Origin of the sequence: Citrobacter sp. Cb023 (assembly GCF_030336805.1) — a bacterium.
In the GTDB taxonomy this organism is placed as follows: Bacteria; Pseudomonadota; Gammaproteobacteria; order Enterobacterales; family Enterobacteriaceae; genus Citrobacter; species Citrobacter braakii.
In genome coordinates this window covers 74,468-95,766 of record NZ_JAOWCV010000029.1, presented here as the reverse complement: position 1 = coordinate 95,766, position 21,299 = coordinate 74,468, and the positions used below count along the sequence as shown (strand labels likewise).

The 21,299-nt window shown below is 51.7% G+C and carries 16 protein-coding genes; 10 read left to right on the top strand and 6 right to left on the bottom strand.

Annotated elements, in window-relative coordinates:
• Positions 1–98: 98 nt before the first annotated feature.
• The 3 genes from OGW44_RS05325 to OGW44_RS05315 all read left to right on the top strand — a co-directional run bounded on the left by OGW44_RS05325 (position 99) and on the right by OGW44_RS05315 (position 3,053).
• Positions 99–1,640: a peptide MFS transporter gene (locus OGW44_RS05325; protein ID WP_016157127.1), complete on the top strand. Its 1,542-nt coding sequence runs from the start codon at positions 99–101 to the stop codon at positions 1,638–1,640.
• A gap of 63 nt (positions 1,641–1,703) precedes the next feature.
• On the top strand, positions 1,704–2,786 hold the full coding sequence (locus tag OGW44_RS05320; protein WP_185654969.1) for a Gfo/Idh/MocA family oxidoreductase: 1,083 nt from the start codon (positions 1,704–1,706) through the stop codon (positions 2,784–2,786).
• Positions 2,787–2,837: 51 nt separating this feature from the next.
• On the top strand, positions 2,838–3,053 hold the full coding sequence (locus tag OGW44_RS05315) for a zinc ribbon domain-containing protein (protein WP_016157125.1): 216 nt from the start codon (positions 2,838–2,840) through the stop codon (positions 3,051–3,053).
• Here the strand turns inward: OGW44_RS05315 and xseA are convergent.
• A complete protein-coding gene (xseA, locus tag OGW44_RS05310) occupies positions 3,050–4,423 on the bottom strand; it encodes an exodeoxyribonuclease VII large subunit (RefSeq protein WP_016157124.1) in 1,374 nt (457 codons plus the stop codon). The two genes, OGW44_RS05315 and xseA, sit on opposite strands and share 4 nt — an antisense overlap.
• 160 nt (positions 4,424–4,583) lie before the next feature.
• On the opposite strand from xseA, the gene guaB reads away from it, so the two are divergent.
• Both guaB and guaA read left to right on the top strand, forming a co-directional pair.
• Positions 4,584–6,050, top strand: a complete 1,467-nt coding sequence (gene guaB, locus OGW44_RS05305) for an IMP dehydrogenase (RefSeq protein ID WP_019077375.1) — start codon at positions 4,584–4,586, stop codon at positions 6,048–6,050.
• Between the two features lie 63 nt (positions 6,051–6,113).
• Positions 6,114–7,691 carry a glutamine-hydrolyzing GMP synthase gene (gene guaA, locus OGW44_RS05300; RefSeq protein WP_016153990.1) on the top strand — a complete coding sequence of 526 codons (1,578 nt, stop codon included), beginning with the start codon at positions 6,114–6,116 and terminating at the stop codon, positions 7,689–7,691.
• A 574-nt stretch (positions 7,692–8,265) separates the two neighbouring features.
• On the opposite strand, the gene OGW44_RS05295 is transcribed toward guaA, so the two are convergent.
• Positions 8,266–8,469, bottom strand: a complete 204-nt coding sequence (locus OGW44_RS05295; protein WP_047416419.1) for a YfgG family protein — start codon at positions 8,467–8,469, stop codon at positions 8,266–8,268.
• A gap of 349 nt (positions 8,470–8,818) precedes the next feature.
• Between OGW44_RS05295 and OGW44_RS05290 the strand changes: the two genes are divergently transcribed.
• Positions 8,819–11,089 carry a bifunctional diguanylate cyclase/phosphodiesterase gene (locus tag OGW44_RS05290; protein ID WP_137351749.1) on the top strand — a complete coding sequence of 757 codons (2,271 nt, stop codon included), beginning with the start codon at positions 8,819–8,821 and terminating at the stop codon, positions 11,087–11,089.
• On the opposite strand, the gene ppx is transcribed toward OGW44_RS05290, so the two are convergent.
• From ppx to purM, 4 genes are all read right to left on the bottom strand, one after another.
• Positions 11,069–12,610 (bottom strand): exopolyphosphatase, encoded by a 1,542-nt coding sequence (gene ppx, locus OGW44_RS05285; RefSeq protein ID WP_104651164.1) that lies wholly within the window; start codon positions 12,608–12,610, stop codon positions 11,069–11,071. The two genes, OGW44_RS05290 and ppx, sit on opposite strands and share 21 nt — an antisense overlap.
• Positions 12,611–12,614: 4 nt before the next feature.
• The gene (ppk1, locus tag OGW44_RS05280; protein WP_185654970.1) at positions 12,615–14,681 is read right to left on the bottom strand and encodes a polyphosphate kinase 1; all 2,067 of its coding nucleotides are present in this window, start codon (positions 14,679–14,681) and stop codon (positions 12,615–12,617) included.
• A gap of 214 nt (positions 14,682–14,895) precedes the next feature.
• Positions 14,896–15,537 (bottom strand): phosphoribosylglycinamide formyltransferase, encoded by a 642-nt coding sequence (gene purN, locus OGW44_RS05275; protein WP_185654971.1) that lies wholly within the window; start codon positions 15,535–15,537, stop codon positions 14,896–14,898.
• The gene (purM, locus tag OGW44_RS05270) at positions 15,534–16,571 is read right to left on the bottom strand and encodes a phosphoribosylformylglycinamidine cyclo-ligase (protein WP_019077369.1); all 1,038 of its coding nucleotides are present in this window, start codon (positions 16,569–16,571) and stop codon (positions 15,534–15,536) included. The genes purN and purM overlap by 4 nt, the downstream gene beginning before the upstream one ends.
• 295 nt (positions 16,572–16,866) lie before the next feature.
• Between purM and OGW44_RS05265 the strand changes: the two genes are divergently transcribed.
• From OGW44_RS05265 to OGW44_RS05250, 4 genes are all read left to right on the top strand, one after another.
• Entirely contained in the window at positions 16,867–18,297 is a 1,431-nt protein-coding gene (locus OGW44_RS05265) for a 6-phospho-beta-glucosidase (RefSeq protein ID WP_047358229.1), read from the top strand.
• 182 nt (positions 18,298–18,479) lie between these two features.
• On the top strand, positions 18,480–19,106 hold the full coding sequence (upp, locus tag OGW44_RS05260) for a uracil phosphoribosyltransferase (RefSeq protein WP_003835110.1): 627 nt from the start codon (positions 18,480–18,482) through the stop codon (positions 19,104–19,106).
• Between the two features lie 95 nt (positions 19,107–19,201).
• On the top strand, positions 19,202–20,491 hold the full coding sequence (gene uraA / locus OGW44_RS05255; RefSeq protein ID WP_016157119.1) for a uracil permease: 1,290 nt from the start codon (positions 19,202–19,204) through the stop codon (positions 20,489–20,491).
• 95 nt (positions 20,492–20,586) lie between these two features.
• Positions 20,587–21,288, top strand: coding sequence for a DnaA inactivator Hda (locus OGW44_RS05250; RefSeq protein ID WP_200049399.1), 702 nt, complete (start codon positions 20,587–20,589; stop codon positions 21,286–21,288).
• The last annotated feature ends 11 nt before the right edge of the window (positions 21,289–21,299 follow it).

The following is a 21,299-nucleotide window of genomic DNA, read 5'->3' as shown; positions in this document are numbered from 1 at the left end:
ATAAATTTTCGCCGCATGTAAAAAATCGGTCAGATACGTAACTGGCTGGCGTACATCGCGGTGTTTACACACACGACGACATAACTTTCGGGAGAATTATGCAATCCTCTGTTAATCAAAAAGAAAGCCGAACTTTCTTCGGCCATCCTTATCCACTCGGCTCGCTGTTCTTCACAGAGATGTGGGAGCGCTTCTCGTTTTATGGCATTCGCCCGTTACTGATCCTGTTTATGGCTGCTACCGTTTATGACGGCGGCATGGGGCTGGCACGTGAAAATGCCTCGGCGATTGTGGGTATCTTTGCCGGTACGATGTACCTCGCTGCGCTGCCGGGTGGCTGGCTGGCGGATAACTGGCTCGGCCAACAGAAAGCGGTGTGGTACGGTTCCATCCTGATTGCCCTCGGCCATCTGTCAATTGCGCTCTCCGCCATTATGGGGAACAACCTGTTCTTTATTGGTCTGATGTTTATCGTGCTCGGCTCCGGTCTGTTTAAGACCTGTATTTCGGTCATGGTTGGCACGCTGTACAAAAAAGGCGATGCGCGTCGCGACGGCGGTTTCTCGCTGTTCTACATGGGCATCAACATGGGGTCGTTTATCGCGCCGCTGATTTCCGGCTGGCTGATTAAAACCCACGGCTGGCACTGGGGCTTTGGCATCGGTGGTATCGGGATGTTGGTGGCGTTGATCATTTTCCGTGTATTTGCCGTTCCATCAATGAAACGCTATGACAGCGAAGTGGGGCTCGACTCCACCTGGAATAGCCCGGTAGTGAAACGTAACGGTGTGGGCGCGTGGCTGCTGGCGCTGGCCGTCGGTGCGGCGGTTATCGTTACGCTGATAGCGCAGGGCGTGATTGTAATTAATCCGGTCGCGGTTGCCAGCATGCTGGTGTACGTGATTGCAGCCTCCGTTGCGCTCTACTTTATCTACCTGTTCATCTTTGCCGGTCTGAACCGTAAAGAGCGCGCCAGACTGCTGGTCTGCTTTATCCTGCTGGTTTCCGCTGCATTCTTCTGGTCCGCGTTTGAGCAGAAGCCAACCTCGTTTAACCTGTTCGCCAACGACTACACTAACCGTATGATTGGTGATTTTGAAATCCCGGCGGTCTGGTTCCAGTCGATAAACGCGCTGTTTATTATCCTGCTGGCACCGGTATTCAGTTGGGCATGGCCGAAGCTGGCAAGCATGAATATTCGCCCGAGTAGCATCACCAAGTTTGTTATCGGTATCCTCTTTGCGGCGGCAGGCTTTGGTCTGATGATGCTGGCGGCGCAAAACGTTCTCAGTAACGGCGGGGCAGGCGTTTCTCCATTCTGGCTGGTGGGCAGTATCCTGATGCTGACGCTTGGCGAGCTGTGCCTGAGTCCGATCGGTCTGGCGACAATGACGCTGCTGGCTCCGGAAAGAATGCGCGGGCAGATGATGGGCCTGTGGTTCTGTGCCAGTGCGCTGGGCAACCTGGCCGCAGGTTTGATTGGCGGTCATGTGAAGGCTGACCAACTGGATATGCTGCCGGATCTCTTCGCACGCTGCTCGATTGCGCTACTGATCTGTGCTGCGGTACTGATCATCCTCATTGTTCCGATTCGTCGCATGCTGGAGAATACGCAAACTAAACCGGCAACTAGCGCCTGATAACACCTCGATTGTGCCGGGGCAGACGTTATGTCCCGGCTATTCAATTAACGAGGTAAGAGCATGCTGTTAGGATTTGTTGGGCTTGGTGCAGTCGTTGAAACGGCATACTTGCCCGCATTACGTAATATGTTCGGTGATGCACTACGCTGTGTGGGATTTGATGTTCAACCCGCAAAGCAGCCCGCAGACGTGATGCGCTGTGCGTCGCTCGCTGAACTTCTTGCAATGCCGCTTGATACCATTTTTATTACCACCGCATCCCTGTATCACCTCGATGTGCTTGAACAGGCGCTGGCGGCTCCCATCGCTCGTATCGTGGTCGAAAAGCCTATTGTCGCCACGCTTTCCCAAATTGAAAAACTGACAACGCTGCTGGCTCAACCGGATGCTGCCAACCGCGTGCTGGCACTCGACCATTGGATGGCACGCAATGGCGCAATGCAGCTGGCGTTGGGCAAACTCGGAGCGCAGTGGCAGGGCGATAATCCGCAACAGGCACTTGTCTCTCATTTTTCACACATTGTTAAAATCGACGGTTTTTTGCAGGAACCGAGCGGGTTTAACGCTGTTGGAGAACCCATTGCGCTTAACTTTGCCACCGGTGAGCCGGATACCCGTGAGCTTCGTCATCCGGACGGTGTGATTCTGGACATTGGCACACATGTACTGGCAATGCTGCGTGAAACAGTGCGTTACCTGGGCGGTAATGACAGTATGACCTTGCAGGTGAAGAGCGCTAAAGACCGTCTGGGACGAAATATTGTAGAGGGCGACCTGACCACAGCAGAAGGAGATGCGCATCTGCAGGGACAGATTAGCGGCATTCCGCTGGACATCTGGCTGAATAAATACGCGGGGCCGGCTGGCGGACAAAAAGGCTTGCGCCTTTGTCTGCGCGATGGTCGTGTCATTAGCCATGATCGCCGTGGTGTCGAGGATGTGCTCGAATTGATTGACGGTGATGTTGTACAACGCTGGAGTCTGCCTGGTAGCGTATATGCCCATTGTCTGGCGGAGCATATTCTGGGCGCGCAAAGTCTGTTTGAACGCAGCCCACAGGAAGTGAGCCGCACGACGCAGCGCAGGCTGGAGGAAGTGGAGCGCCTGTTAACGTTACAGCAGCAGTTACGCGGGCGGCATTAAACGCATCGTGTTAAACTCAGCGCAGTAATGGATCCCTGTACTGGAGTCGCTATGTCTATTATTTGCCCGGATTGTCATGCAGAGCTGGAGCCGCAAAACGGTATGGCGCACTGTGATAACTGTAATAAAGATATTCAGTTAGAAGCGCACTGCCCGGAGTGCAATCAGCCGCTGCAGGTGCTTAAAGCCTGTGGCGCGGTGGATTATTTCTGCCAGAACGGTCATGGCCTTATCTCGAAGAAACGCGTGGCGTTTGTGCCGCTTTAATCCTGTTTTTTCCTGCGTGTTTTCTTTGTCTTCGTGACAGCTCTCACTTCGCTTTCCACCCATCCGTCAGACAGGCGGGTGGTGAGCACATCACCTGCTGTAACCTGTTTAGTCTGTTTCAGCACTTCACCCTCTTTTGCGGTCGTCACGCTATAACCGCGGGCCAGCGTGGCCAGTGGGCTGACTGCCTCAAGATGGGTAACCGCGTTGCCAAAACGCTCGCGCTGTTCGCTTAAACGCGCACGGATATTTTCCGCCAGTCGGTATTCCAGTTGCTGAATACGTGTTTGCGCACGGTAAATACGCGGCTGCGGGTTTTGCTGATTCAGACGCTGCAGCATGCGCTGCTGACGCTGATTTGCCTGTTTAATCTTATTCTCAAGTGCGAAGTTCATTCTCTGACGCAGTCGTTCCAGCACGGTCTGTTGACGGGCCAGACGCAGTTGCGGATGCTGCTGTTGCAAGCGGTGATGAAGCTGGGTAAACCGACGAGTACGATTGGCGAGGTAGTAGTCCATCGCCATCTCCAGACGCTGCTGACCATGCTGTATTTGACGCAGCAGTTCAAGCTGATTACGGCTGACAATTTCAGCTGCCGCCGACGGCGTAGGTGCCCGTAAATCTGCAATAAAATCGGCAATAGTGACATCGGTTTCATGGCCGACGGCGCTGACAACTGGAATGCGGCTGGCAAAGATCGCCCGTGCAACACGTTCGTCGTTAAAGCTCCACAAATCTTCCAGCGAGCCGCCGCCGCGCCCGACGATCAGCACATCGCACTCGCCCCGCGCGTTCGCCAGTTCAATGGCCCGAACGATCTGCCCTGGCGCATCATCGCCCTGGACTGCGGTCGGGTAGATAATAACGGGCAGGGAAGGGTCGCGACGCTTCAGGACGTGGAGAATATCGTGCAGCGCGGCGCCGGTTTTAGAGGTGATTACCCCGACGCAGTGGGCCGGTGAGGGCAGCGTTTTTTTGAACTGCTGATCGAATAGCCCTTCACCCTGCAGTTTGGCCTTGAGTTGCTCATATTTTTGCTGCAGCAAACCTTCGCCCGCTGGCTGCATGCTCTCAACAATTATCTGATAGTCGCCGCGCGGCTCGTACAATGTAATGTTGGCGCGTACCAGTACCTGCTGACCGTGCTGTGGTCGGAACGTTACCCGGCGATTGCTGTTGCGAAACATCGCGCAGCGTACCTGAGCGGTGTCATCTTTGAGCGTGAAATACCAGTGACCGGAGGACGGCTGCGTGAAATTCGAAATTTCACCGCTGATCCACACTTGTCCCATTTCCTGCTCAAGCAGCAAACGAACCGTCTGATTCAGGCGGCTTACGGTAAAAATTGAGGTGGTCTGAGAGGATAACATGTGAGCGGGATCAAATTCTAAATCAGCAAGTTATTCAGTCGAAAGTAACATGCTCACAGAGGAGCGCAAGGTTTTTTTGCAAAAAAGTGTGGATGCAATCGGTTACGCTCTGTATAATGCCGCGGCAATATTTAATAACCTCCCAGGTGAGATATTGCCCATGCTACGTATCGCAAAAGAAGCCCTGACGTTTGACGACGTCCTCCTCGTTCCCGCTCATTCTACTGTTCTGCCGAATACTGCTGATCTCAGCACCCAGTTGACGAAAACCATTCGCCTGAACATTCCTATGCTCTCCGCAGCAATGGACACCGTGACGGAAGCGCGCCTGGCAATTGCCCTGGCTCAGGAAGGCGGCATCGGTTTTATCCACAAAAACATGTCTATTGAGCGCCAGGCGGAAGAAGTTCGTCGCGTGAAGAAACATGAATCTGGCGTCGTGACCGACCCACAAACCGTACTGCCAACCACCACTCTGCGCGAAGTAAAAGAACTGACCGAGCGTAACGGTTTCGCAGGCTACCCGGTAGTGACTGAAGATAACGAACTGGTCGGCATCATCACCGGTCGTGACGTACGGTTTGTGACTGATCTGAATCAGCCGGTTAGCGTCTACATGACGCCGAAAGAGCGTCTGGTGACCGTTCGTGAAGGCGAAGCACGCGATGTTGTCTTTGCCAAAATGCACGAAAAACGCGTCGAGAAAGCGCTGGTTGTTGACGACAGCTTCCATCTGCTCGGCATGATCACCGTTAAAGATTTCCAGAAAGCGGAACGTAAACCTAACGCTTGTAAAGACGAGCATGGTCGTCTGCGCGTTGGGGCTGCTGTAGGCGCAGGTGCGGGTAACGAAGAGCGTGTTGACGCGCTGGTTGCCGCTGGCGTTGATGTTCTGCTGATTGACTCCTCTCACGGTCACTCAGAAGGCGTACTGCAGCGTATCCGTGAAACTCGTGCTAAATACCCGGATCTGCAGATCATCGGGGGGAACGTTGCGACTGGTGCAGGCGCTCGCGCGCTGGCGGAAGCCGGCTGCAGCGCTGTTAAAGTCGGTATCGGCCCAGGCTCCATCTGTACTACCCGTATCGTTACCGGCGTCGGTGTACCGCAGATCACCGCCGTTTCTGACGCTGTTGAAGCGCTGGAAGGCACTGGTATCCCGGTTATTGCCGATGGCGGTATTCGTTTTTCCGGCGACATCGCAAAAGCGATCGCTGCGGGTGCTTCTGCAGTGATGGTTGGCTCTATGCTGGCGGGGACTGAAGAATCTCCGGGCGAAATCGAACTGTATCAGGGCCGTTCTTACAAATCATACCGTGGTATGGGCTCTTTGGGCGCGATGTCCAAAGGTTCTTCCGACCGTTATTTCCAAAGCGATAACGCCGCTGACAAACTGGTCCCGGAAGGTATCGAAGGTCGCGTTGCGTATAAAGGTCGCCTGAAAGAGATCATTCACCAGCAGATGGGTGGCCTGCGCTCCTGTATGGGTCTGACCGGCTGTGGTACTATCGACGCGCTGCGAACAAAAGCAGAGTTTGTACGTATCAGCGGTGCGGGTATTCAGGAAAGTCACGTCCACGATGTGACCATCACCAAAGAGTCCCCTAACTACCGCATGGGCTCCTGATAAGTTTCCGCGCCCGGCTATATGCCGGGCGAATTTGTTTCACTTGCCTCGGAATTAGCGTCAATGACAGACAATATTCATAAACATCGCATTCTCATCCTTGATTTCGGATCTCAGTACACTCAGCTGGTTGCTCGTCGCGTACGTGAACTGGGCGTCTATTGTGAACTGTGGGCGTGGGATGTTACGGAAGCACAAATTCGCGAATTCAACCCAAGCGGTATCATTCTTTCCGGTGGTCCGGAAAGCACCACTGAAGAAAACAGCCCGCGTGCGCCGGAATACGTTTTCACTGCGGGCGTGCCTGTGTTCGGCGTGTGCTACGGCATGCAGACTATGGCAATGCAGCTCGGTGGTCATGTTGAAGGTTCTAACGAACGTGAATTCGGCTATGCGCAGGTTGAAGTTCAGACCGACAGCGCGCTGATCCGCGGTATTGAAGACTCTCTGACCGCAGACGGCAAACCACTGCTGGACGTGTGGATGAGCCACGGCGACAAAGTGACCGCTATTCCGGAAGGTTTCGTGACCGTTGCCAGCACCGACAACTGCCCATTCGCCATCATGGCGCACGAGGAAAAACGTTTCTACGGTGTGCAGTTTCACCCGGAAGTTACCCATACCCGTCAGGGGATGCGCATGCTGGAGCGTTTTGTGCGCGACATCTGCCAGTGTGAAGCGCTGTGGACCCCGGCAAAAATTATCGATGACGCCGTTGCCCGCATTCGTGAGCAGGTTGGCACTGATAAAGTGATCCTCGGCCTCTCCGGCGGCGTTGACTCCTCCGTCACCGCGATGCTGCTGCACCGTGCAATTGGCAAAAACCTGACCTGTGTGTTCGTCGACAACGGTCTGCTGCGTCTCAACGAAGCTCAGCAGGTGATGGATATGTTCGGCGACCATTTCGGCCTGAACATCATTCATGTTGAAGGTGAAAAGCGTTTCCTGGACGCGCTGAAAGGCGAGAACGATCCGGAAGCTAAACGTAAAATCATTGGCCGCGTGTTCGTGGAAGTCTTCGACGAAGAAGCGCTGAAGCTGGAAGACGTTAAGTGGCTGGCGCAGGGAACCATCTATCCGGACGTGATCGAATCCGCGGCTTCTGCCACCGGTAAAGCGCACGTCATCAAATCTCACCACAACGTGGGCGGTTTGCCGAAAGAGATGAAGATGGGTCTGGTTGAACCGCTGCGTGAGCTGTTCAAAGACGAAGTGCGTAAGATTGGTCTGGAACTGGGGCTGCCGTACGACATGCTGTACCGTCACCCATTCCCGGGGCCGGGTCTGGGCGTACGCGTGCTGGGCGAAGTGAAGAAAGAGTACTGCGACCTGCTGCGCCGTGCGGATGCTATCTTCATTGAGGAACTGCACAACGCTGACCTGTACAACAAAGTGAGCCAGGCGTTCACCGTGTTCCTGCCAGTACGTTCCGTTGGCGTCATGGGCGATGGCCGTAAGTACGACTGGGTTGTTTCCCTGCGTGCTGTTGAAACCATCGACTTTATGACCGCGCACTGGGCGCACCTGCCGTATGACTTCTTAGGCCGTGTCTCTAACCGCATTATCAACGAAGTTAACGGTATTTCCCGCGTGGTGTATGACATCAGCGGTAAGCCGCCAGCTACGATTGAGTGGGAATAATATTCCTCCCGTTTAGCGGTTTCTGAACCGGTAGTATGTAAAAGCCCTCTTTTTACAGAGGGCTTTTTATTGCGCGAATTTTATCGATGCGACAGTCCTGCTCGATAGTAGGGTTAATCACACACTTAACGTCTGCGATCCATTCAACACCGCTTCTTATTTACGGAAATAATGAAAAGTACTCATGGTATTACCCTGTAGAATTTAATAATGGTAACAATTCAAATAAGCATTTAATTTCATTCTAAATATGAATGTTTTAGTCAGTGATATTTTCTGCCGATATTAATTAGCGTCTATTTGAGCGCAGTGTAACTTTTTTATATCCAGTACACTGGAACGTAAAAAATCAGCGCGAATGGCGCGGTGAAGTGGGATTAAAAGATGGTGTATTTGTGCGAAAAACACGGTTGATTATACGATATATCAGCACGTGTGGGCGGGTAAGACTGCGTGAAGTTTCATCACTCAAATCCCTTACCGGATGGTTAAATATCAGGCGATTAGCCATCCGGTAAGGAATCTTAATGCTGTAGTATCATCGGCTCGGCTCGGCTCGGCTCGGCGCGAGCGATCAGCGTACGTCAGTTTGTGCAGGAGATGCCTGTTGCGGCAGGGTGATCTGCTGAGATTCTTTTTTGTTCTGGTGGTGGTGCCACGCACCTATGGCGGAGTAGACGAAGCGTCCGAAGAAGAAAAGAAAGCTGATAAGCAGTACGATCCGGATCATGCGACTGTTAAATCGGTGTCGTTTGCGTAGGCTGGTAACCTGGCTCACAAAAGGTTCCTTGTAGTGTACCCAACTGAGGGCGATAGTCACATTAAGGCATACTGTGAGGGAATGGTCAATTTTTCCTTATGTAAAATTGCTTCAGTTGTTTTATCTATTTATGTTATGGAAATTAATATTATTATTTGCATTAATAATGAGATAACGATAAAAAACCATGAAAAGAGTAATAATTGATTAATGAGGGACTTATTTATTGATGTGTATCAAGCATCACCCTTTGCTGACAACTAAAATTGATGAGTCATTTTAATGTATTTAACTTTTTCGTTTTAACGTCAGGTGGGATGCCTGTCCGAATACCCCTGCAGGATGCGTGGGATTCTACTGAGCATCTATGAAACTCAATAAAAATTATATTGGTATTAGAGATAGATGGTGGGCGTTACCTCTCATCTTGCCTTCCTTGCTGTTGCCTATATTGAGCACTGCTAACACCTATGCCCATATTAGTACCGGGAACGTAATTCTTTTCTACCTGCCTTTAGCGCTGATGATTAGCCTGATGTTGTTTTTTGGCTGGGCGGCATTACCAGGAATTATCATTTCCATCATCTGGTACAAATATCCGCAGGTTGGGTTATTTGAAATGCTCTCAATAATTTCGCACTTTATAGTTACGATAGTGCTCAGTTGGGGAGGGTATAAAGTTTTTGCTCCCCGGCGGAATAACGTTTCTTACGGTGACTCCCACCTGATGTTTCAGCACATGTTTTGGCAGGTTTTCTGCCCGGCAACGCTGTTTCTGCTATTCTTCCATTTCGCCGCGTTTGTGGGCGTCTATGAGAGCAAATCCGGCATGGTGGGCGTTATGCCCCTTAATACCGGCACGTTGATCAACTATCAGGCCATGCTGGCCGGGAATCTGGTTGGGGTTCCACTGTGCTACTTTATCATTCGCACGATTCGTAATCCTTTGTATATCAGAGGCTATTTATCTCAATTAAAGCAGCAGTTTGATACCAAAGTTACCAAAACAGAGTTTGCGGTCTGGTTGATTATATTGACCATACTAATGACATTGTTGTGTATGCCGCTAGATGAGAAAAGCTCGATATTTAGCACGAATTATACCTTGTCACTGATGCTGCCCGTCATGCTATGGGGAGCAATGCGTTACGGTTATAAATTTATTTCGTTAATATGGATGCTCGTACTCATTACAGCAATTCATTATTATCAACGCTATATGCCCTGGTATTCGGGTTACGATGTGCAACTTGCCATTACCTCATCGAGTTACCTGGTTTTCTCCTTCATCGTGAATTTTATTGCCGTACTGGCAACGCGCCAGAGAATTGTCGCCAGACATTCTCATCGTCTGGCCTTCTTTGACCCCATGGTGCATATTCCGAATTTGCGCGCTTTGAACCGGGATTTGAGAAAAGCGCCATGGTCAGTGCTTTGCTTTTTGAGTGTTCCGGGTATGGAACTGCTGGTGAAAAATTACGGCATTATGCTGCGTATCCAGTACAAGCAAAAACTTGCCCAGTGGGTAAAGCCATTGCTGAAACAAGATGAGCATGTCTATCAGTTATCGGGTAATGATTTAGTTCTGCGTTTTAACACCGAGTCGCATCAGGAGCGTATTGAAGCGCTGGACAGGCATATCAAGCAGTTTCGTTTTATCTGGGATGGCATGCCTTTACAGCCGCAGGTGGGGATTAGTTTTTGCTATGTCCGTTCTCCTGTTAATCACATCTACTTGTTACTGGGGGAGTTAAGCACCATCGCCGAGCTTTCTCTGGCGACCAATGCGCCAGAGAATTTGCAGCGCCGAGGCGTGATGCACCTGCAACGTGACCTGAAAGATAAGGTTGCGATGATGAATCGTCTGCAACTGGCGCTGGAGCACCATCGCTTTTTCCTGATGGCGCAGCCGATTTCAGGCGTGCGCGGCGATGTTTATCATGAAATTCTGCTGCGGCTAGAGGGGGATGATGGTGAAACCATCGGTCCTGACAGCTTCTTACCGGTAGCGCATGAGTTTGGATTGTCATCCAGCATCGATCTGTGGGTGATTGAAAATACGCTGAAGTTTATGGCGCAGAATCGGGAAAAAATGCCCGCTCGTCGGTTTGCTATTAACTTATCTCCCACATCGGTATGCCGTGCCCGGCTTCCGCATGACATCAACCAACTGCTGATTAAGTACAAAGTTGAACCGTGGCAACTGATTTTTGAAGTAACGGAAAGCAATGCCTTAACCAATGCGGAACAGGCGCAGGCAACGTTACTGCAGCTGCAATCATTGGGCTGTCAGATTGCGATTGATGATTTTGGTACCGGATATGCCAGCTATGCGCGGCTGAAGAATGTGAATGCCGATATCCTGAAAATTGATGGCAGCTTTATTCGCAACATCGTTTCGAATAGCCTCGACTATCAAATCGTGGCCTCTATTTGCCATCTGGCGCGGATGAAAAGAATGCTGGTGGTCGCGGAGTACGTCGAAAGCGAAGAAATACGCAGTGCGGTAATTTCGCTGGGGATTGATTACATGCAGGGGTATCTGATTGGTAAACCGCAGCCGTTGCATGAAATGCTGGAAGAACAGGTGCCAGAAGAACTGGCACCTGCTGAGAGCTTATGCGGCGATATCGGGTGAGCTCTCTTCTTCAATTTTGAGACGCCAGCCGGTAACGGCTTCCCAGTATTGCTGCTCTTTTTCCAGATCGAGCAGCACCAGCGCATTCTGGCTAAACCAGTCATGCGGAAAGCGTAAGGTCCAGTGGTTGTCGTCGGTAATTAGGGTCAGCGTCGGTGGCGTGGTGGTCGCCTGTCGCTGATTATTCAGCAGCACGCCCAGGCGCAACAGCTGAATTAACGGCAAAAACTGTTTTTTCTTGAACAGCGTAAAGCGGGGCAAATCATCCAGTTTCACCGCTTTGCGATGATATCGAACCAGGGTTGCCATCATCAGCTGTTGTTCCTGATTGAAACCCGGTAAATCGCTGTTTTGGAGGATATACGCCGAGTGGCGATGTAAACCGCTGTGGTTGATGTTCAGCCCAACCTCATGCAGCATCGCCGCCCAGCGCAGCAACGCTTCCAGTTGTGGATTGGCCAGCTTTGGCTGCTGCGTATGCCACTGGTCGTACATTTGCATCGTCGTTTCCAGTACGCGCCGGGCCTGTTCGCTGTCGATATTGTACTGGTTCGCCAGGCTGCTCGCGGTACGACTGCGAACGTCCTGGTGGCGAAAACGACCTTCCATCTCATACAGCACGCCTTCGCGTAGTGCACCATCAGAAAGGCGGAGTTCGCGGATAGCCAGTGCGTCAAAAACGCCGCACAGAATCGCGAGTCCCGGCACAAACACCGCTTTTCGTTCTTCAGACAGCCCCGGCAGGCTGAGCGCATCGAATGACGTATGCTTCAGCACTTCGGATCGCAGTTTGTCCAGGCGTTCGGGGGTGATAAAACCATCTTTCTCGCCCATCTCCAGCAGCACTTCGTGTGCCGCTTTAATCGTGCCCGACGCGCCCAGCGCAACGTTCCAGCCCTGAATGCGAAACTGCCAGGTTAAGGTTTCAAGCTTTTGCGCTGCCGCCATGCGCGCACGCTGGAAGTTTTCCCGACTAATAGCGCCGCCCGGGAAATACATCTGAGCAAAACTGACGCAGCCCATACGACGACTTTCCACCAGTTTGGGCTCGAAATCTTCGCCGATCACCAGTTCTGTTGAACCACCGCCGATATCAATAACCAGCTTACGACCCTTTTCCGGCTGGGTGTGCTCCACGCCCATAAAAATCAGTCGGGCTTCTTCATTACCGGAAATAATCTCAATCGGGTAGGGGATAACTTTTTCTGCTCGCTTGAGAAAATCGGTCGCATTTAGCGCCTGACGCAAAGTATGGGTTCCCACGATGCATACGCTTGATGGGGGAAAGCCCTGCAGACGTTCGGCGAACAGCGACAGGCAGCTTAATCCGCGCTCCATTGCCTCTTCGCTCAGCTTGTTATCTTCGCCGAGGCCATCCGCCAGATGAACGCGCTGTTTCAGTCGCCCGATAATCTGCATTGCGCCATCAACCACGCGGGCAATGACCATATGGAAACTGTTTGAACCAAGGTCGACCGCAGCAAATTCCTGCGGTCGTGGAGTCTTGTCGTGTATTGGCATAGCGTTAGTCAGGTTGCTCGAGTGATTTGATGTAGTCGTATATCGCCAATTGTGACTGAACCTTACGGCGGTTTCCGCGTGGTACGTAGCGATTACTGAGTTCTTTATCGATGAAGCGAGCCTTCACCGTGTCGCTGAACAGGATATCGATAATATCCAGCACCCGTTGCTTAAGACGCGGGTCCAGCAGCGGTGTGGCGACTTCGATGCGATAGTCGATATTCCTGGTCATCCAGTCTGCGGAGGAGAGGTATACCTGCTTGTCGCCACCGTTTTCGAAGATATAAACCCGGTCGTGTTCAAGGTAGCGGTCAACTATGCTTATCACGCGAATATTGTCGCTAATGCCTTCCAGATTCGGAATCAAAGAGCACATACCGCGAATCAATAAATTGACTGGCACGCCTGAGCATGAGGCCGCATAGAGACGATCAACCAGGCCTTTATCGACCAGGTTATTCAGTTTTAGGGTGATACCGGAAGGCTGTCCTTGCTGCGCGTTGGCGATTTCTTTGTCAATCATCGCGTACAGCAAACGGCGCGAGTTCTGCGGAGAAACCAGCAGATAATCGAACGTCACCGGACGATACGGGTTCTCGATGAAGTTGAACACCCGACGAACCTCGTTGGTAATACGTGAGTCGGCGGTAAGTAACGAGTAGTCGGTATAGAGACGCGCCGTTTTTTCGTTGAAGTTCCCCGTCCCGATATGCGCATAGCGCACAACTTCATCACCTTCTTTACGCGAGATAAGGAACAATTTGGCGTGAATTTTCAGGCCCGGCGCGGAGAAGATGACGTGAACGCCTGCCTCGGTAAGACGCTTGGCCCAATGAATGTTGGCTTCTTCATCAAAGCGAGCCTGCAACTCCACCACCACGGTGACTTTCTTACCGTTGTGCGCAGCATGGATCATCGAATCAATGATGCGCGAGTCTTTGGCCACACGGTAGATGTTGATTTTTATCGCCAGCACGCTCGGGTCGAAAGAGGCCTGGCGCAACAGCTCAAGAACGTGCTCAAAAGTGTGATACGGATAATATAGCAGCACGTCGCGTTCGCGAACGGCGTCAAAGCCGTTACGAAACTTCTCGTTATCGAACCAGATATGGCGCAAACGCGGCAGCGGTTTGTTCACCAGGTTAGCTTTGCCAACGTTGGGGAAATTAATAAAGTCTTTGAAGTTATGGTAACGCCCGCCGGGAACAATCGAGTCGTAGCGAGAAATCGTCAGCTTTTCACGCAGTACCTCGACCAGCGCATTGGGCATGTCGCGCTGATAGACAAAACGTACAGGCTCTGCGGTCAGACGCTGTTTCAGGCTGGACGACATCAGCTCCATCAGGCTCGATTCCATCTCGTGCACCAAATCGTATTCGGCGTCGCGAGTCATTTTCATCGAATAGGCGTTCAGCGCATCGTAATCAAAGAACCCTTTGAAAATGTCGTCAAGGCAGTAGCGTAAAATGTTGTCCAGCAGGATCATCGGTTTGCGACGGCGCGGGGTTTCCGGCGGTAGATTCACAAAACGGGGAACCTTGTCGGAAGGGATTTCCAGCAGCGCGTAGCGGATCGTATCGCCGCGGATAATTTCCACCGCCAGATAGGTGTAGTCATCTTTCAGAAACTGAACTAAATCCGTCTCGCGGTTAATCAGGATCGGTGTAATGTGCTGGCGAAGATATTGTTTGAAGTAATGGCGTAACCAGCTCTGTTGATTGACCGACAACTGACGTTCATTGATAAGGAAAATCTGGTTGCGCGCCATCTCCAGCAGCAACTCGTTGTACAGGCCGTCAAATTCCTGATCGGCTTTTAATACGCGGGCCTGGATTTTACCTAACAGATGGCGGGAGTGAGAGTTTGAACCCTGTTCTTCGCTAATAATGATTCGGCGCTTCAGTTCGGCGAAACGAACCTTATAAAACTCGTCGAGATTATTGGAATAGATGCCTAAGAAACGCATCCGTTCGATCAACGGGTTTGACTTATCAGCAGCTTCCTGGAGTACACGTTCGTTGAACGCTAACCAGCTGAGTTCTTTCTCGATGTATAGCTTTTCCTGACCCATTACCACTTTTACTCCGTTTCATTCACGGGACACTACCGATTTATTATGGCGAGCATTGCTCTCAGATGTCCAACAGTGCCAGAAAAATATGACAATAAACCGTCTGATAGCAAAGAGAAAGGGGGGAGCGTAGATGAATACCGGAGATGTTAACCGGAAAAGGTATTTATGCCTGTAAACCGGATGGTGAGATCCGGTTTACAGGTTGATTTTATTATTCGTCGGCGGCGTAGCCTTGTGGCGGCAGACGAACGCCGTCCAGCCATGCTGCGTTATCACGCATTTTCAGGCGACCATCAGTAAACCAGCTTACCACCAGCGGGTAAATGGTATGTTCCTGGGCCTGGACTCGTGCCGTGACATCATCTTCGCTGTCGCCTTCAAATACCGGAACCTTGGCCTGGAGAATAACCGGTCCGCCGTCCAGTTCATCGGTGACGAAATGGACGGAGGTGCCATGCTCTTCATCTCCGTTTTCCAGAACCTGACGGTGCGTGTGCAGGCCAGGATACTTCGGCAATAAAGACGGGTGGATATTCAGCAATCGTTCAGAATAGTGAGCAACAAACGCCGGACTTAGAATGCGCATATAACCGGCCAGCACCACGACATCGGGGGTATAAGCGTCGATCTCTTGTATCAGTTGCTGGTCGAATGCTTCGCGACTGGCAAACTGGGCGGCTTCCAGCGAGTGTGCAGGAATATTCGCTTCGCGTGCGCGCTCAAGGCCGAACGCATCGGCCTTGTTACTGAATACTGCACGTATGGTGCCATTGATTTTATTCTGTTCGCAGGCATCGATTATCGCCTGCAAATTGCTTCCGTTGCCGGAAATGAGCACCACAATGCTTTTCATTCAATGACCACACGCTGTTCGGAATCAGAAGCTTTGATGATACCGATTTTCCATGCGTTTTCACCTTTCTCATTGAGCAAAGCAAGGGCTTTGTCCACTTCAGAAGCTGGCAGGGCGATAACCATGCCTACGCCGCAGTTAAAGGTGCGATACATCTCATGCTGGCTGACGTTACCCGCCGTTTGCAGCCAGTTGAAGACGGCTGGCCACTGCCATGAAGATTCGTCGATCACAGCCTGCGTGTTGTCTGGCAGAACGCGTGGAATATTTTCCCAGAAACCACCGCCGGTCAGGTGGGCAATGGCATGCACATCAACCTTCTCAATCAATTCCAGAATGGATTTGACATAAATGCGGGTCGGGGCCAGTAAGTGATCGGCCAGCGGCTTGCCTTCAAGCTCGGTGGTTTCCGGGTCACAACCGCTGACTTCAACAATTTTGCGCACCAGAGAGTAGCCGTTGGAGTGCGGACCGCTGGAGCCGAGTGCAATCAGTACGTCGCCGTCAGCCACTTTTGAACCGTCGATGATCTCTGATTTTTCGACGACGCCAACGCAGAAGCCTGCCACGTCGTAATCTTCGCCGTGGTACATCCCCGGCATTTCAGCCGTTTCACCGCCGACAAGCGCACAGCCAGACTGCAGACAGCCTTCGGCAATACCGTTAATGACGCTGGCTGCGGTATCCACATCCAGTTTGCCGGTAGCATAGTAGTCGAGGAAAAACAGCGGCTCAGCGCCCTGAACCACGAGGTCGTTGACGCACATTGCGACGAGGTCAATGCCGATAGTGTCGTGGCGTTTCAGATCCATCGCCAGACGCAGTTTTGTGCCGACGCCATCAGTGCCGGAAACCAGTACCGGTTCACGATATTTTTGCGGCAATGCGCACAGCGCACCGAAGCCACCCAGACCACCCATAACTTCCGGACGACGAGTTTTCTTTACTACGCCTTTGATTCGATCAACCAGAGCATTACCTGCATCAATATCAACACCGGCATCTTTGTAGCTAAGAGAGGTTTTATCGGTCACTGCCTGCTTCCCCACATGTTTACTTGCAGTAAAAGTTAAATTCGGCGCAATTCTAACAGGGAAAGCAAACGTTTGCGAGCCTGCTCTGCATCAAGTTTTATGTGCTGATTTTTTCAGCATTTTACAATCATTTATCTATTTGTTTGAACTGCGCCACGAAAATGAAACCGGGTACAGTCTTGTGCTTGAAACCTGCCTGCTGAATACACAGTATCGTACTGAAACCGGTTTCTGTTTTCTGTTGCAGACCTCATCAACAGCGTTTTGCACAGAGTAATCACGAGAGGGGAAGGGGATGTCAGGATTTAAAGCAGATTTCATGTGGGGTGGTGCCGTAGCCGCTCATCAACTGGAAGGTGGCTGGCAGGAAGGTGGAAAAGGAATTAGCGTTGCCGATGTCATGACGGCGGGGGCGCATGGCGTGGCGCGTGAAATCACTGACGGTGTGATTGCCGGTAAAAACTACCCTAACCACGACGCCATCGATTTTTATCACCGCTATAAAGACGACATTAAACTGTTTGCCGAAATGGGGTTTAAATGTTTTCGTACTTCGATTGCCTGGACGCGTATTTTCCCCTTAGGCGACGAAGCGCAACCCAATGAGGCTGGCCTGCAGTTCTATGATGACCTGTTTGACGAATGCCTGAAATATGGCATTGAACCGGTGATTACGTTGTCGCATTTCGAGATGCCATACCATCTGGTGACGGAATATGGCGGCTGGCGTAACCGTAAGCTTATCGATTTCTTTGTCCGTTTTGCCGCAGTGGTTTTTACCCGTTACCAGCACAAAGTGAAGTACTGGATGACGTTTAATGAAATTAACAACCAGGCAAATTATCACGAAGACTTCGCGCCTTTTACTAACTCTGGCCTGAAATACCAGCCCGGTGAAGACCGCGAGCCGGTTATGTACCAGGCGGCGCACTATGAACTGGTGGCAAGCGCACTGGCGGTAAAGGCTGCGCGTGAGATTAACCCGGCATTGCAGATAGGGTGCATGATTGCCATGTGTCCTATCTATCCACTGACCTGCGCGCCGGACGATATGATGATGGCGATGAACGCCATGCACCGGCGTTACTGGTTTACCGATGTCCATGTGCGCGGCAAATACCCGCAGCATCTTCTCAACTACTTTGCCCGGCGTGGCTTTGATCTTGATATCACCGAGGAAGACCGTCAGGCGCTGACCGAGGGTTGTGTCGATTACATCGGCTTTAGCTACTATATGTCTTTCGCAACGCAGGCCACGGCAGACAACCCACAGCTGGACTACGACGAGTCGAAAAGTCTGGTTTCCAACCCGTACGTGCAGAAATCGGACTGGGGCTGGCAGATTGATCCCGTTGGTCTGCGCTATTCGCTGAACTGGTTCTGGGATCATTACCAACTGCCACTGTTTATCGTCGAAAACGGCTTTGGTGCGATTGACGTGCAGCAGGCCGACGGCTCGGTAGATGATTCCTATCGTATTGACTATATGGCCGCACATATCAGCGAAATGAAAAAAGCGGTAGTGGAAGATGGCGTGGACCTGATGGGTTATACCCCGTGGGGCTGTATTGACTTAGTCTCGGCCGGGACGGGGGAGATGAAAAAACGCTACGGCTTTATCTATGTTGATAAAAATAATGACGGAAGCGGAACGTTAGCACGCTCGCCGAAGAAATCTTTTTCATGGTATCAAAACGTTATCCAGACCAATGCTGAATATCTATAAAATTCATAGTATTGACAGCCAGCCCCGCCAATAATGCGGGGCTTGTTTTATACTCATCATCCAGACGCAAACGACTTTGGTTGATCCATATCAAGCGTATCCAGTGTTGCGCCAGAGACGAAAAGCGGTATAATCCGGCGATTTTTTTGTGGTTGCCACTCGTCTGAGGAAAGGAGAAGAGTATGAAGATCGTGGAAGTCAAACACCCACTCGTCAAACACAAGCTGGGACTGATGCGTGAAAACGACATCAGCACTAAACGCTTTCGTGAACTCGCCTCGGAAGTTGGCAGCCTGCTGACTTATGAAGCAACCGCTGGTCTGGAAACCGAAAAGGTGACCATTGAAGGCTGGAACGGTCCGGTTGAAGTTGACCAAATCAAAGGTAAAAAAATCACCGTTGTGCCAATCCTGCGTGCGGGCCTGGGCATGATGGAAGGCGTACTGGAAAACGTTCCGAGCGCGCGTATCAGCGTGGTTGGTATGTACCGTAACGAAGAAACGCTGGAGCCGGTTCCGTACTTCCAGAAGCTGGTATCTAACATCGATGAGCGTATGGCGCTGATCGTTGACCCGATGCTGGCAACCGGCGGTTCCGTTATCGCCACCATCGACCTGCTGAAAAATGCAGGCTGCACCAGCATTAAAGTGCTGGTCCTGGTTGCGGCACCGGAAGGTATCGCGGCACTGGAAAAAGCGCACCCGGATGTTGAGCTGTACACGGCCTCCATCGATCAGGGGTTGAACGAGCACGGATACATTATTCCGGGGCTCGGCGATGCCGGCGATAAGATTTTTGGTACCAAGTAAACGAATAAGTGAAAAGAAGCCGACTTTAAGAGTCGGCTTTTTTTTGAATATAACAACCCAAGGCTAATAACAAACAACACTCAGAGGAAAACACTATGACGCGCCGTGCTATCGGGGTGAGTGAAAGACCGCCGCTTTTACAGACAATCCCGCTTAGTTTGCAGCACCTGTTCGCCATGTTTGGCGCAACGGTACTGGTGCCAGTCCTGTTCCACATCAACCCGGCTACCGTTCTGCTGTTTAACGGCATTGGTACGTTGCTGTATCTCTTTATCTGTAAAGGTAAAATTCCTGCGTATCTGGGTTCCAGCTTCGCATTTATTTCCCCGGTACTGCTGTTGCTGCCGTTAGGGTATGAAGTGGCGCTGGGTGGTTTCATTATGTGCGGCGTTCTGTTCTGCCTGGTTTCTTTCATCGTTAAGAAAGCAGGAACCGGCTGGCTGGATGTCATGTTCCCTCCTGCGGCGATGGGCGCAATCGTTGCCGTCATCGGTCTGGAGCTGGCTGGCGTCGCTGCGGGCATGGCGGGGTTACTGCCCGCAGAGGGACAATTACCGGATTCAAAAACCATCATCATCTCAATGGTGACGCTGGCGGTTACGGTATTTGGCTCTGTACTGTTCCGCGGTTTTATGGCGATTATCCCGATTCTGATTGGGGTGCTGGCCGGCTACGCGCTCTCCTTCGTGATGGGAGTCGTGGACACCACGCCGATTGCGCAGGCCCACTGGTTTGCTCTGCCAACGTTCTACACGCCGCGCTTTGAATGGGTTGCCATTCTGACCATTCTGCCGGCGGCGCTGGTGGTCATCGCTGAACACGTTGGACACCTGGTGGTAACGGCGAATATCGTGAAAAAAGATTTGATTCGCGATCCTGGCCTGCATCGTTCAATGTTTGCCAACGGCCTGTCTACGGTTATCTCTGGTTTCTTCGGCTCTACGCCGAACACCACGTACGGTGAAAATATTGGCGTAATGGCGATTACTCGTGTTTACAGTACCTGGGTTATCGGCGGCGCGGCAATTTTTGCCATTCTGCTCTCCTGTGTGGGCAAGCTGGCGGCGGCGATCCAAATCATTCCACTGCCGGTCATGGGTGGCGTATCGCTGCTGCTGTACGGCGTGATTGGTGCTTCCGGTATTCGCGTACTGATCGAGTCAAAAGTTGACTACAACAAAGCGCAAAACCTGATCCTGACCTCGGTTATTTTGATCATTGGCGTGAGTGGTGCGAAAGTTCACATTGGTGCCGCTGAGCTGAAAGGCATGGCGCTGGCGACCATTGTTGGCGTTTGTCTGAGCCTGATTTTCAAAGTTATCAGCCTGCTGCGTCCGGAAGAAGTCGTGCTTGACGCGGAAGATGCCGACAGTCCGCAACAGTAAATCTCTTACCGGGTGGCGATGCTGCCCGGTTCTATCACGACGTATTTCTGTGTTAAACTCAACGCGATTTTATGAAATCCTGGGTTGAGGTATCTCTGAACACACCGGCACAGCTCTCTTTGCCACTTTATCTTCCTGACGACGAAACTTTCGCAAGTTTCTGGCCGGGGGATAACTCCTCTTTACTGGCTGCACTGCAAAACGTGCTGCGTCAGGACCATAGCGGGTATATTTATCTCTGGTCGCGTGAAGGCGCTGGCCGTAGTCATTTGCTGCATGCAGCCTGTGCGGAACTGTCCGCGCGCGGCGATGCGGTAGGCTATGTGCCGCTCGACAAGCGTACCTGGTTCGTCCCCGAGGTGCTCGACGGTATGGAGCATTTATCGCTGGTATGCATCGATAACATCGAATGTGTGGCCGGGGATTCGCTGTGGGAAATGGCGATCTTTGATCTCTACAACCGCATCCTGGAGTCGGGGAAAACGCGTCTGCTGATCACCGGCGATCGCCCGCCAAGACAGCTGAATCTGGGGTTGCCGGATCTCGCCTCGCGCCTGGACTGGGGACAAATCTACAAGCTGCAGCCGCTTTCCGATGAAGATAAGCTGCAGGCGTTGCAATTACGCGCCAGACTTCGTGGGTTTGAACTGCCGGAAGATGTGGGACGCTTCCTGCTCAAGCGTCTGGATCGAGAAATGCGTACGCTGTTTATGACGTTGGATCAGCTTGATCATGCATCGATCACCGCCCAGCGTAAGCTGACCATTCCATTCGTAAAAGAGATACTGAAGCTGTAAGCGCCGCAGCC